Source organism: Phyllobacterium brassicacearum (assembly GCF_003010955.1).
In the GTDB taxonomy this organism is placed as follows: Bacteria; Pseudomonadota; Alphaproteobacteria; order Rhizobiales; family Rhizobiaceae; genus Phyllobacterium; species Phyllobacterium brassicacearum.
In genome coordinates, this window is the sequence record NZ_PGGO01000018.1 from 21,785 (window position 1) to 34,679 (window position 12,895).

The 12,895-nt window shown below is 58.5% G+C and carries 15 protein-coding genes; 8 read left to right on the plus strand and 7 right to left on the minus strand.

Annotated elements, in window-relative coordinates; translation table 11 throughout:
- Positions 1-51: 51 nt before the first annotated feature.
- From dut to CU102_RS20730, 6 genes are all read left to right on the plus strand, one after another.
- Entirely contained in the window at positions 52-537 is a 486-nt protein-coding gene (dut, locus tag CU102_RS20705) for a dUTP diphosphatase (RefSeq protein ID WP_106713000.1), read from the plus strand.
- Positions 538-561: 24 nt separating this feature from the next.
- Complete coding sequence (locus CU102_RS20710) at positions 562-1,380, plus strand: isocitrate lyase/PEP mutase family protein (protein ID WP_106713001.1); 819 nt, start codon at positions 562-564, stop codon at positions 1,378-1,380.
- A 1-nt stretch (position 1,381) separates the two neighbouring features.
- Positions 1,382-2,038: an HAD family hydrolase gene (locus CU102_RS20715; protein ID WP_106713002.1), complete on the plus strand. Its 657-nt coding sequence runs from the start codon at positions 1,382-1,384 to the stop codon at positions 2,036-2,038.
- Positions 2,038-3,042 (plus strand): proline racemase family protein, encoded by a 1,005-nt coding sequence (locus tag CU102_RS20720; protein WP_106713003.1) that lies wholly within the window; start codon positions 2,038-2,040, stop codon positions 3,040-3,042. The genes CU102_RS20715 and CU102_RS20720 overlap by 1 nt, the downstream gene beginning before the upstream one ends.
- A 95-nt stretch (positions 3,043-3,137) precedes the next feature.
- Positions 3,138-3,542: an ArsR/SmtB family transcription factor gene (locus CU102_RS20725; protein WP_106713004.1), complete on the plus strand. Its 405-nt coding sequence runs from the start codon at positions 3,138-3,140 to the stop codon at positions 3,540-3,542.
- Positions 3,539-4,084 (plus strand): SRPBCC family protein, encoded by a 546-nt coding sequence (locus CU102_RS20730; protein ID WP_106713005.1) that lies wholly within the window; start codon positions 3,539-3,541, stop codon positions 4,082-4,084. The genes CU102_RS20725 and CU102_RS20730 overlap by 4 nt, the downstream gene beginning before the upstream one ends.
- Positions 4,085-4,150: 66 nt before the next feature.
- On the opposite strand, the gene CU102_RS20735 is transcribed toward CU102_RS20730, so the two are convergent.
- The 4 genes from CU102_RS20735 to ubiE all read right to left on the minus strand — a co-directional run bounded on the left by CU102_RS20735 (position 4,151) and on the right by ubiE (position 8,538).
- The gene (locus CU102_RS20735) at positions 4,151-4,675 is read right to left on the minus strand and encodes a GNAT family N-acetyltransferase (protein WP_106713006.1); all 525 of its coding nucleotides are present in this window, start codon (positions 4,673-4,675) and stop codon (positions 4,151-4,153) included.
- 36 nt (positions 4,676-4,711) lie between these two features.
- Positions 4,712-6,109 (minus strand): bifunctional phosphopantothenoylcysteine decarboxylase/phosphopantothenate--cysteine ligase CoaBC, encoded by a 1,398-nt coding sequence (coaBC, locus tag CU102_RS20740; RefSeq protein ID WP_245425453.1) that lies wholly within the window; start codon positions 6,107-6,109, stop codon positions 4,712-4,714.
- A gap of 67 nt (positions 6,110-6,176) precedes the next feature.
- Entirely contained in the window at positions 6,177-7,754 is a 1,578-nt protein-coding gene (gene ubiB / locus CU102_RS20745; protein WP_106713007.1) for a 2-polyprenylphenol 6-hydroxylase, read from the minus strand.
- 7 nt (positions 7,755-7,761) lie between these two features.
- A complete protein-coding gene (gene ubiE / locus CU102_RS20750) occupies positions 7,762-8,538 on the minus strand; it encodes a bifunctional demethylmenaquinone methyltransferase/2-methoxy-6-polyprenyl-1,4-benzoquinol methylase UbiE (RefSeq protein WP_106713008.1) in 777 nt (258 codons plus the stop codon).
- Between the two features lie 127 nt (positions 8,539-8,665).
- Here ubiE and CU102_RS20755 point away from each other — a divergent pair, with 127 nt between their 5' ends.
- Both CU102_RS20755 and upp read left to right on the plus strand, forming a co-directional pair.
- Positions 8,666-9,685: an adenosine deaminase gene (locus CU102_RS20755; protein WP_106713009.1), complete on the plus strand. Its 1,020-nt coding sequence runs from the start codon at positions 8,666-8,668 to the stop codon at positions 9,683-9,685.
- Between the two features lie 33 nt (positions 9,686-9,718).
- A complete protein-coding gene (upp, locus tag CU102_RS20760; RefSeq protein ID WP_106713010.1) occupies positions 9,719-10,345 on the plus strand; it encodes a uracil phosphoribosyltransferase in 627 nt (208 codons plus the stop codon).
- Positions 10,346-10,371: 26 nt separating this feature from the next.
- Here upp and deoA read toward each other — a convergent pair whose 3' ends face one another.
- Genes deoA through CU102_RS20775 form a run of 3 tightly spaced genes read right to left on the minus strand, consistent with a single transcriptional unit; the run spans position 10,372 to position 12,893 of the window.
- Positions 10,372-11,685 (minus strand): thymidine phosphorylase, encoded by a 1,314-nt coding sequence (gene deoA, locus CU102_RS20765; protein ID WP_166648508.1) that lies wholly within the window; start codon positions 11,683-11,685, stop codon positions 10,372-10,374.
- Between the two features lie 6 nt (positions 11,686-11,691).
- The gene (locus CU102_RS20770; RefSeq protein WP_106713012.1) at positions 11,692-12,492 is read right to left on the minus strand and encodes a purine-nucleoside phosphorylase; all 801 of its coding nucleotides are present in this window, start codon (positions 12,490-12,492) and stop codon (positions 11,692-11,694) included.
- Positions 12,489-12,893: a cytidine deaminase gene (locus tag CU102_RS20775; RefSeq protein WP_106713013.1), complete on the minus strand. Its 405-nt coding sequence runs from the start codon at positions 12,891-12,893 to the stop codon at positions 12,489-12,491. The genes CU102_RS20770 and CU102_RS20775 overlap by 4 nt, the downstream gene beginning before the upstream one ends.
- Between the last annotated feature and the right edge of the window lie 2 nt (positions 12,894-12,895).

Consider the following 12,895-nt stretch of genomic DNA (forward strand, 5'->3'; position numbering starts at 1 on the left):
TCAAATCTTGTGAGTTGACGGTTCGCGCCGACTGGTGAAAAAGGTCTGTTCATGTCTCAAGAAACCGATTCCGCCCATCCAAGAAATCCCGCGCTCGGCATCGTTCGCTTGCCGCATGGCGAGGGTGTTGAATTACCCTCTTACGAAACCTCCGGGGCAGCCGGCATGGATCTTCGCGCTGCCGTGCCGGAGGATCGGCCATTGCTGCTTCTTCCCGGGCGCAGGGCACTGGTGCCGACAGGTCTGATCTTTGAAATTCCAAAGGGTTTCGAAGCGCAGATCCGGCCGCGTTCGGGCCTTGCGCTCAAGAACGGAATTACCTGCCTCAACACACCCGGAACGATTGATTCCGACTATCGTGGTGAGGTAAAAGTAATCCTGATTAACCTCGGCGACGATGACTTCTATGTGACACGCGGCATGCGTATTGCGCAGGTCGTTCTGGCGCCCGTTGTCCAGCTCGCTATTGAAGAGCGGCAACATGCCAGCGACACTGCCCGCGGCGCCGGGGGGTTCGGGTCAACGGGCACGTCTTGATTGAATTTCGACTAGGAGGTCGTCATGGACAAGGGCAAGGTTTTCCGTCAGCTGCATGAGCGACCTGAAATCTTTCTCATGCCCAATCCATGGGATCCTGGGACGACAAAGTTTCTCACCTCCCTGGGTTTCAAGGCACTTGCGACCAGCAGCGCCGGCTTTGCGTTCTCGCGCGGACTGCCGGATGGCGGAATCACGTTCGATGTGATGATGCAGCATTGCCGTGATCTGGTCGCGGCAACGGATCTGCCCATTTCCGGTGATCTGGAAAAGGGCAAGGGCGACAGTGCCGACAGTGCCGCGGAAACGATCTTCGCGGCCGAGGCGGCCGGTCTCGCCGGCTGTTCGATCGAGGATTATTCCGGTGATCCCGACAGTCCGATCTATGACTTTTCGCTTGCTGTCGAACGGGTTGCCGCCGCTGCCGAGGCCGCGCGCGCTCTCAAGTCCGACTTCGTGTTCACTGCGCGGACCGAGAATTATCTTCACGGCCGGACCGATTTCGACGATACGATCAAGCGGTTGCAGGCCTTTGAAAAGGCCGGTGCCGACGTGCTCTTTGCACCCGGCATTTCCGACCTTGAGCACATCAAGACGATTTGCGCCTCGGTTTCGAAGCCGGTGAGCGTCATGGCACCGGCGTCGCTGACGGTCGGCGAACTTGCCTCGATCGGCGTGCGGCGCATTTCGCTTGGACCACGCCTGACAACGGCGGCCTTTACCGCCATTCGCGACGCAGCGCGCGAAATTCTTGACAAAGGCACCTTCGAGTTTAGCAAGACAGGCGTACCATTCAGCGATCTGCAGCAGCTCTTTTCGCAGGGCGCAGACAAGGACAGATGAAATGACACGCCCCGACCTGGTGATTTTCGACTGCGACGGAGTTCTGGTCGATACGGAAACACTCTCCAATCACCATCTCGTCAAGATGCTCGGCGCATCCGGTTACCCAATCACATTCGAAGAGGCCCGCCGAAACCTTTGTGGCATGCCGATGCGGGCAGTGAAGGAAAAAGTCGAGGCGGAAGGCTATGTTCTTGGCGAGGATTTTGTCGACCGCTGGTATCAGGCGATCCCCATCATCTTTGAAGATGGCGTCGAAGCTATCCCTTATATCGAGTATGTGATCTCAGCAGTGAAGAAGGCGGAGCTTCCCTATTGTGTCGCCTCGTCGGCCAATGTCGAGAAGATGCACATCACGCTCGGCAAGACGGGTCTCATCGGACATTTCCAGGATGTTCTTTATAGTGCCTCGATGGTCGCGCGCGGGAAGCCGTTTCCGGATCTGTTCCTGCATGCCGCCAAGGAGATGGGCCATGAGCCCTCGCAGGCGGTCGTCATCGAAGACAGTGTTGCCGGAACGAAGGCCGGCACGGCTGCTGGCATGCGCGTCTTCTCGTACTGTGGTGACGACCATGCGGATCGGGAGGGGCTCACCGCGGCCGGAGGCGTTCTCTTCGACGACATGCGCAAGCTGCCCGCATTGCTGGGAATAGCCTGATGGAGAACCCCCTGAAGGTCATCGATATGCACACCGGCGGCGAACCGTTGCGTATCATCACCAGCGGCTACCCGAAATTGCCGAAGGGTACGATCCTTGAAAAGCGCGCTTATGTTCGCGACAGTCATGATCATTTGCGCAGAATCCTGATGTTTGAGCCGCGCGGCCATTTCGACATGTATGGCGCGCTGCTGGTGGAACCGAACCTGCCCGGCGCCGATCTTGCCGTGCTGTTCATGCACAATGAAGGCTATTCCACCATGTGCGGTCACGCGATCATAGCGCTCGGCCGCTATGCCGTGGATTACGGTATCGTGCCCAAAGTAGAACCGGTGACGACGGTTCACATCGAATGTCCATGCGGCATGGTCGTCGCATCAGTCGAGGTCAGGGAGGGCAAATCCGGCGGTGTCTCGTTTGAAAGTGTGCCCGCCTTCCTGTTTGCGAGCGATCAGACCATTGACCTGCCCTTCTATGGCAAAATTACATTCGATGTCTCTTATGGCGGGGCCTTTTATGCACTGGCGGACTGCCGTCAATTCGGCCTCGAATTCGGGCGCGATCCCGCACAGAAGTTCATCGAAGCAGCAACCACTCTGACGGAAGCTGTCAAGGAGGCGGTACCGCTCGACCATCCCGACCATAAGGATCTGGCATTCCTTTACGGCTCGATCCTGACGGACGGCGCTGATGGCTGGAACGAAGGTCCGACAAAGAATGTCTGTATCTTCGCCGATGCGCAGCTTGACCGCTCTCCGACCGGTTCGGGCGTGACTGCAAGGCTCGCCGCGATGCATGCCAAGGGACAGATACGCGAAGGCCATGCCCGGATCTTTGAGAGCATTGTCGGATCACGCTTTGCCGGATTTGTTGCGGCGCAGACCAAAGCCGGGGTTTTTGACGCTATCACCGCCCGCGTTTCGGGGCACGCCTATTATAGCGGCAAGGCCGAATACATCGTCGAGGACGACGACCCGCTTGGCGAGGGATTTCTGGTTATCTAAACCGAAATTTCTCTGGGCTTCCGCACACCTACAACTCGTTTGAAAATATTCAACCGAATGGTTGACTGTTGTTTGCCGCGATGATATTAAACCACATGGTTGAATTTCAAACACCTCATCTCGACGCCGTTTTCCATGCTCTCTCCGATCCAACACGGAGAGCCATCCTGCATCGGCTCACCGAAGGCGAACGCACCGTGAGCGAGCTTGCGACGCCCTTCAACATGTCGCTCGCAGGCGCGTCGAAACATATCAGGGTGCTGGAAGGAGCCGGATTGGTGCGCCGCCATGTCCAGGGCCGGACGCATTTTTGCCAGCTGGAGGCGGCCCGCCTCGCCGAAGCGCAGGAATGGCTGCGGACATATGAGCGGTTCTGGACAGCGCGTCTCGACGATCTCGAGGAAATCCTGCGCGAGGAAGATCGCGCGTCGGCTCGATCAAGAGAACAGTTGCCGTCGAGCCCGGCGAAATCTGAAAAAACGTCAAGGAGTACGAAATGAACGAGCATGTCGGAAATGATCGTCTCGGCGTAGTAACAGCGCCTCGCACGATTCGCATCGAACGTATCCTTCCCGGTCCAATAGAACGGGTCTGGACCTATCTCACTGAATCGGACAAGCGGAAGAAGTGGCTGGCCGAGGGGCCGATGGCCAATTATGTCGGCGGTGACGTCGAACTGACCTTTTACCATTCGCAGTTGTCGAACGAACCCGCACCGGCCGACTACCAGAAATATGAGGGGCACACGAACAAGGGCAAGGTCACCCGCTACGAGCCGCCGACGCTGCTCAGCTTCACCTGGCCGGAATCCACGGGCGAACCTTCCGAAGTCACCTTCGACCTTACCGCCTCGGGATCCGACACATTGCTCAGGGTCACGCACACACGGCTTGCCGGCAAAGACTCGATGGTGAATGTCGCCAGCGGCTGGCACACACATCTGGGTGTCCTCATCGACCATCTCAACGGCGAACAGACCAGAGGCTTCTGGGACAAATTCAGCCGGCTTGAGAAGGAATACACGCAGATCATCACAGGCTGATATTGCGTAAGATATTTCTTACATAAGGGTATTGGCCGGCATTATCTGCCGGCCGCTACCTAGCTGCTAACGTCGAAAACGCCTCTCGAACATCCAGACCGGCTCTTCCGTATAGGTCGTTTCGGCGATCTTCCGAAAACCATTCTTTTTAGCGATCCGCTGGGATGCTGCGTTTTCCGGAGATATGATGCAGAGCGCCCGATCATGCTTGAAGAATGCGTCGCCCCAAGCCACGACCTTGGACAAGGCCTCACTTCCAAAGCCCATGCCGTGCACTTCCGGCGAGAGAACCCAGCCCATCTCAGGAGCGTCCCCGAACGGCGGATCGATCTGGCGCTCGAAATTGGCAAAGCCAAGCTCGCCGACAAATTGCCTGCTTGCCCTTTCCTCCACAGCCCAGAAGCCGTATCCGATGAGAGGCCACAGTCCAGCATAGCGCAAGAGACGCGCCCATGACTGTTCGCGGGTGGATGGCTTTCCGGTGATCTGCATATAGATCTCGGGACGCTGCCACATGGCATGAACCGATTCAAAGTCCTCGCGATTATGAGGGCGCAGAATAAGGCGTTCGGTCTCAAGGATGGGAATCATGAATGGCACTCCGTGGTCACAACGGTCGGCTTCAAACTAGACATCGACCGTCTGCAAAGCTTCTGCAATCTTTGACGCCAGACGTTCGGCAACCTCGTCCTTACTCATGTCCGGCCACTCCTCGACCCCGGAGCGGGTGACGATGCGCACGGCATTGCGATCCCCGCCCATGACGCCTGTCGCGTGGCTGACATCGTTGGCAACGATCCAGTCAGCGCCTTTCTTGTCAAGCTTTTTGCGGGCATTGGCCAATAGATCCTGTGTTTCGGCGGCAAAGCCAACCACAAGGCGTGGTCGCAACGTGCTATGCCCGACCCCAGCAAGGATATCGGGATTTTCAACCATTTGCAGCGCCGGAGCCTTCTTGCCCGGCTGCTTCTTGATCTTTTCGCCAGCCTCGTTTGCGGTGCGCCAATCGGCAACGGCAGCGACCATGACGGCAGCATCGGCAGGCAGCAACTGCTCCACCGCGTCGCGCATCTCACACGCCGATTCGACATGGATGACGTCGACGCCTTCAGGATCGGGGATGGTCACAGGCCCAGACACGAGCCGTACCGTTGCACCAAGCCTGACCAATGCGGCGGCAATGGCATGGCCCTGTTTCCCTGACGAACGATTGGCGATGTAACGCACCGGATCGATGGCCTCATGGGTTGGGCCCGAGGTCATGACGATGGTCTTGCCGGCAAGAGGTTTCGGCCTGTGGTCAAGGAGATTTTCGATCTCAGCAACAATCTCCAGCGGCTCTGCCATACGGCCTGTTCCGCTTTCACCACTCTCCGCCATCTCACCCCTGCTTGGCCCAACAAATCGAATGCCATCCTTTTCCAACGTCGCGCGGTTGCGTTTCGTCGCCGGGTAGTCCCACATTCTGGGGTTCATTGCCGGTGCAATCAACACGCGCTTGTCAGTCGCCATCAGCACCGCGGATGCAAGGTCGTTGGCAAGCCCGTTGGCCATTTTCGCCATAAGATCAGCCGTCGCAGGAGCGACAACGACCAAATCGGCTTCGCGTGACAAGCGGATATGGCCGACATCATGTTCGTCCTCCCGCGAGAACAGCTCGGTGAAGACCTTATCGGCGGCGATGGCGCCAACGGCAAGCGGCGTGACGAACTCTTCGGCTGCCTTGGTCAGGATCGGCCGCACACGGGCGCCGCGTTCACGCAGCCGCCGAATGAGGTCAAGACATTTATAGGCGGCGATACCACCACCGATGATCAGGAGAACCCTTCGGCCAGAGAGGGATCCGGATCCAACTGGCCGTGACGTGGGCGCTGGCGTCGAACCTGTCTGCACAGGCACGACATCGCCAAGTCCGGCAAGAAGCAGCCGAACTTCTTCTTCCATGGAACGGCCATGCGCCGCTGCCCGCAGGCGCAGCTTTTCCTTGGTGGCGTCATCAAGGTTACGAATCGTGATGCTGGCCATTTGATTGCACTTTCACAGAGAATTGCCGCAAATTGCAATCATTGCTATCACATGAGCACTCAAGTCTTCAAGCAACAAGCTTGTAGGTGATGACAACAAGACAAATTGCAATCACCCAAAGGGCCACGCGACCGGACCGTGTGTGGCGCGCCTCGGCTTTGCCGATGGCCTTGGCCGTCTGCTCATCGAAACGGAGGCCGTTTTCCGCCATCAGATCAAGCTCCTGTGACAGGCGATCGGCGCGTGCCACCAGTTCGGGCGCCTGGCGCGCCAAATGGAGGACCGCATGAGCGCCGTCGCGGGCATCGATGAGGATACCCTGAGGGCCGAGATTACGGCGTATCCAGCCGCCAACCACCGGCTCCGAGGCCTTCCACATGTTGAAATGCGCATCGAGCGTGCGTGAAACACCCTCCACCACCACCATGGTTTTCTGCAGCATGACCAGTTCCGGCCGCGTCTCCATATCGAAGAGTTCGGTGACTTCGAACAGCAATGTCAGCAGTTTCGCCATGGAAATGGTTTCGGCAGGCTGACCATGGATCGGCTCGCCGATGGCGCGGATCGCCTGGGCAAAGCTTGATACGTCATGGTGGTGCGGCACGTAGCCAGCCTCGAAATGAACTTCGGCGACGCGCGCATAGTCACGCGTGATGAAGCCATACAGTATCTCGGCGAGGAACCGCCGTTCCTTCTTGCCGAGGCGTCCGGTAATGCCGAAATCCACTGCAACAATATGGCCTTCGGAATCGACGAAGAGGTTGCCGGGATGCATGTCGGCATGGAAGAAGCCATCGCGCAACGTGTGGCGCAGGAAGGACTGGATGAGCGTTTCGGCGAGTTTGATCAGGTTGTGTCCCGCCGCACGCAGGCCCTCTATGTCCGACATTTTCACGCCGTCGATCCATTCGAGCGTCAGGACATCCCGGCCAGTGCGCTCCCAGTCGACCATAGGGACGCGAAAGCCCGGATCGTCCTTGGTGTTCTCGCCGATTTCCGAAAGGGCAGCGGCTTCGAGGCGCAGATCCATCTCGATGCGCGTTGTCTGCGCCAGGGTGCGCGTAACTTCAATCGGCCGCAGGCGGCGCGTGGCGGGCACATAGCGCTCCTGCCATTTTGCCACCAGGAAGAAACTCTCAAGATCGTTGTTGAAGCGCTGACGCACGCCAGGCCGCACCACCTTGACCGCGACCTTCTTGATCTCGCCATTGCTCCTGACAAAAGCAGGGTGGACCTGCGCAATCGATGCCGCTGCGATTGGTTCGTCAAAGCTTACATATAGATCGAGAAGTGCGCGCCCCAGCGAGCCCTCAATCGCCTTGACCGACGCTTCCATCGGAAAGAAATCGAGCTGGTCCTGCAGGAGCGCCAGGTCATCGGCAACTTCGGTGCCAACCACATCGGGCCGGGTTGCCAGGAACTGGCCGAGCTTGACGTAGGACGGTCCGAGCTTGTTGATGGCGCGCGACATGCGTTCGGAGCGCCGCGCGGTCATGGCGCGGCGACGGGCCAGGAGCCCGGCGATACGGTGACCAAAGGCGGGAAGACCGCTCAACCCCTCGGCCGGTAGCGCGGATATGACGCCTTCGCGAGTCATGATCCATCCGGCCCGCATAAGGCGAAATGTTGCTGCAACCTTACTCATTCAGGCTTCACAGCCTCCAGCCGGAATGCAGCGCGGCGATACCGCCGCTAAAATTCCGCCAGCTCACCCGCTCGAAGCCGGCCTTGCGGATCATCTCGGCGAAATCGGCCTGGCGCGGAAACTTGCGGATCGATTCGACCAGATATTGATAGCTGTCGGCATCGCCGGTCACGGCCTTGCCAATCTTGGGAATGGCATTGAACGACCAGGCATCATAGACCTTGTCGAGGATGGGCAATTCCACCTCGGAGAACTCTAGGCAGAGGAACCGACCGCCCGGCTTCAGAACACGAAACGCTTCCGACAAGGCACGATCGATATGCGGCACGTTGCGGATGCCGAAAGCAATTGTGTAGGCGTCAAAACTCGCGTCCGCGAAAGGAAGTTCCTCGGCATTGGCCTCAACGAATTCGGTATTGTCGGCAAGGCCTTTCTTTTCGGCGCGATCACGGCCGACACCAAGCATTGAACCGTTGATGTCGAGCACGGTCGCGTGGGCATTGCGGTTTGACGCCTCAATGATCCTGAAGGCGATGTCGCCGGTACCGCCAGCAACATCAAGTACCTTCCAATTGGCCGTCTTCGATGGCGAGAGCCAGGCGATCATCGAATCCTTCCAAACGCGATGCAGCCCGCCAGACATTAGATCATTCATCACGTCATAACGCTTGGCGACACGGTGGAAGACGTCGTTGACGCGCGCCTGCTTTTCCCCATCGCCGACATCCTGAAAGCCGAAGGATGTTTCCATGCCGCCATGGGCACCGGTGCGTTGCTGGTTCATTGTCTTACCTGCTGATTTCTGTTGCGGCGAACCATAGAAGATTGAAACACATAAGGCTATTGTCCTGTAGCGCGATCAAGCGCCGCGTCGGTTATTTTGTTTGTTTTGTCACGTTGGGATCGCCGGAATGGTTTTGAAAGCCGAATTGCATTGCCATGTCGAAGGGGCCGCCTCACCTCGCCTGGTCGAGAAAAAGGCCGCCAAATATGGCGCGGACGTTTCCGCAATCATTCAAGGCGGGAAATTCGTTTGGCATGACTTCACGTCGTTCCTCCATGCCTATGATCAGGCATCCATGCTGTTCCGCACCGAAGAGGACTATGCCGACCTTGCCGAGGACTATCTCCTGTCATTAAGCCGGCAGGACGCGATTTATTCGGAACTGTTCATCTCGACGGATCATGCCATCAGCGCCGGGCTTGACCCGCGAGCCTATATTGAGGGCCTTGCCGAGGGCATGCGCCGCGCCAAAGCAGCGACTGGCATAGAGGGCCGGCTGATCGCGACGGGCCTGCGTCACAAGGGACCCGAGGCTGTCATGGCGGCTGCAAGGTATATCGTGGAAAACCCTCATCCACTGGTCACCGGCTTCGGCATGGCGGGAGATGAGAGGATGCATAACCCAAAGGATTTCTCCGCTGCCTTCGAACTGGCGCGCGATGCGGGACTTGGCATTACGGTGCATGCCGGCGAACTGTCGGGCTGGAAAAGTGTGTCTGATGCGCTCGATGCGCTCAAGCCTTCGCGTATAGGCCACGGTGTTCGTGCCATAGAGAACCCCGATCTCGTCAGGCGGCTGGCGGATGAGCAGATCCTGCTCGAGTGCTGCCCCGGATCGAACATTGCGCTCAGCGTCTATGGCGATTTTGCAGCGCATCCGTTCGCCAATCTTGCGAGGGCCGGCGTGCCGATGACGCTTAACTCCGACGACCCGCCCTACTTTCATACCGACCTTGCGCAAGAGTATGAAATCGCGGCGACTTATTTCGGTTATGATGACGAAATGCTCAAAGCGGTAACGCACACTGCGCTCAAGGCCGCGTTCGTCGACGAAGCGACGCGAACAGCGCTGCTCGAACGTCTTTATCCGGACAAAACTGTGCGTGTGGCAGATGAGCTCTTTGCGGGATCGTTGTCCAGCAGCTAAGGTCTTGTCGATTTTGAATGAAGGGGGTTTCCCATGGGCGTGACCATCGTTTCCCATCCGCTTGTCCAGCACAAGCTTACAATCATGCGCGACAAGGACACGTCGACGGCAGGATTCCGGCGTTTGCTCAAGGAAATCTCGCTGCTGCTCTGTTATGAGGTGACCCGCGACCTGCAACTGACCAACATCCGGATACAGACGCCTTTGATGGAGATGGATGCGCCAGTGATCGAGGGAAAGAAGCTGGTCTTCGCCTCAATCCTGCGCGCTGGCAATGGCTTGCTCGAAGGCATGCTTGATCTCGTGCCGGCGGCGCGCGTCGCCCATATCGGCCTTTACCGCGATCATGAAACATTGCTGCCGGTTGAATATTACTTCAAAGCACCGGAAGATATCGTCAACCGGCTTATTATCGTCGTTGACCCGATGCTGGCAACTGCCAATTCGGCCATTGCGGCAATCCAGAAGCTGAAGGATCGCGGCGCGAGCAATATCCGCTTTCTTTGCCTCCTCGCGGCACCGGAAGGTATCGAACGCTTCACCAAGGCGCACCCGGACGTTCAGGTCTTCACTGCGGCAATCGATGATCATTTGAATGAGAAGGGCTATATTGTCCCGGGTCTTGGCGATGCGGGAGACCGCATGTACGGAACGAAATAGGCGAGCCCGACCATACTGCGCAGTAATTAAGCTCCGATTCGGCGAAATACCGGGTTGATAGTGCGTGGTTTGCGCTCAGAAAATCCATAGGCCGCTTCGATGACCTGTACCGCCGCCACGGCGTCATCGTGGCTGCGGGCGTGGACGAGAGCAATCGGCTCACCCTCCTCCATTCTGGCACCAATCGGCTGAAGGGCGGTTACACCTACCGCATGATCGATCGGATCTTGCGGGCGTATGCGGCCGCCGCCCAGTGTGACTATCGCAACGCCAATCGCACGCGTATCGACCGAAGCGACATGCCCGGTCTGCGGTGCTTTCACTTCGTGGATGACCGGGGCGGTTGGCAGATGATGGCCGGCGCGGGAGACAAAATCCGTGGGCCCGCCAAGCCCTGCCACCATACGCCCGAATGTCTCGGCAGCCTTGCCACTATGGAGCGCGTCACGTGCCTTTTCCAGCGCTGCCTTGTGGTTTGACGCGAGCTTGGCCGATACCAGCATTTCGGCGACCAGCGCCAATGTGACCGCTTCAAGACGGACGTCGCGCTTGTCGCCAGTCAGGAAATCGACCGCGTTCTTGACCTCAACCGCATTGCCGGCGGCCAAAGCCAGAGGCTCGTTCATGTCGGTCAACAACGCAGTGGTCGTCAAACCCGCGCCTTGAGCGACTGCCACAATGCTCTCCGCCAGGGCGACTGCATCGCGGTTTCTGGCCATGAATGCGCCGTTACCCGACTTCACATCCAGAACAAGCGCATTGAGACCCGCCGACAGTTTCTTCGACAGGATCGAAGCAGTGATCAGCGGGATGGACTCTACCGTCGCGGTCACATCACGAATGGAATAAAAGCGCTTGTCCGCAGGGGCGAGATTCGCCGTCTGACCAATGATGGCGCAACCAACCTCGCGTACCACTTTGCGAAACAACGCATTGTCCGGCTGGCTGCGATAGCCCGGGATGGAATCCATCTTGTCGAGCGTACCGCCCGTGTGGCCGAGCCCGCGACCCGATATCATTGGCACGTATGCCCCGCAGGCGGCCGCGATCGGCGCAAGCATTAGTGAGACATTATCGCCCACACCGCCGGTCGAATGCTTGTCGACCGCAGGACCAGGCAAGTCGGACCAATCGAGAATATCGCCGGAGTCGCGCATGGCGAGCGTCAGGGCTACTGCCTCGTCGCGCTTCATGCCATTGAAATAGACTGCCATCGCGAATGCGGCAATCTGACCGTCAGTGATCGCGCCCGAGCTCATGGCATTGACGAACGCGGTTATGTCCGCGGCATCCAGCGTGTGACCGTCGCGTTTGCGTCGGATGATTTCCTGCGGCAACAACATCGCTTAGCCGATCTCCCGCACCAGCGCCCGGATGATTTTCTGCAGGCGTGCGCCCCCCTTCGGTGCGACGTCCTTGGTTTCGTCGTGCGAGAGCTCTGCACCGGTCATGCCCGCCCCGTAATTGGTGATGACCGAGCAAGCAGCTACGCGCAGCCCAAAGAAACGCGCCAGGATGACCTCCGGCACTGTCGACATGCCGACCGCGTCGGCACCCAGCGTGCGCGCCATGCGAATTTCGGCCGGCGTTTCGAATGAAGGTCCCGAAAACCACATGTAAACACCGGGTGACACCTTTTCGCCGACTTCGTCCGCAGCGATGACGAGAGCATCCTTCAGCTTGGTGTCATAGGCAGTGGTCATGCCGACGAAGCGCCGGTCGGACGGCTCGCCAATCAGCGGATTGAGACCGGAATAATTGATATGATCATCAATCAGCATGACGCTGCCCGGAGCCAGATCGTGGCGCACCGAACCGGCGGCATTGGTGAGGATCAGCATCTCGATGCCAAGGTCAGCCAGCGCCGCGATGACCGGACGCATGACCGCAGCATCGCCCTTTTCATAATAGTGGGCACGACCGGCCAGCATCAGCACCGGTTTGCCGGAAAGGTAGCCAGCGACGACCTCGCCCGCATGGCCGGAAACGCCGCTGTGCGGGAAGCCCGGAAGGTCGGCATAGGGGATGCGGACAGCATTCTCCACCGCATCGACCAGCGAACCCAGGCCAGACCCGAGAACCAGCGCAACGCGCGGCGCAAGCCCATTCAGCTTTTGTATCAGTGTTCCTGTGGCAGGCGCGATCATGCGGCACCCTTGCCGAGCACTTCCGCCTCGAAGCCGTAGGGGAATATATCCTTCATGGTCAATGTTTCGACGATGCCGTCATTGTCGCAAAGATGCAGGAGTGCGTCAGGCCCGGCAAATTCTGCCAGGCGCTGGCGGCATCCGCCGCAGGGTGTGCATTTGGCTTTCTTTTCGGCGACTACTGCGATTTCGGTAATTGTGCCGCCACCGCCCATGACGAAATGCGACAACGCCGTCGTTTCGGCACACCAGCCTTCCGGATACGAAATAACCTCGATGTTGCAGCCGGAGAAGATGCGCCCGTCGCTTGTACGAATGGCCGCTCCCACGGGAAACTGGGAATAGGGCGAATGCGTTTTCTGCATTGCCGCGAAGGCCGCATCAAACAGGTCCTTGCTCATTT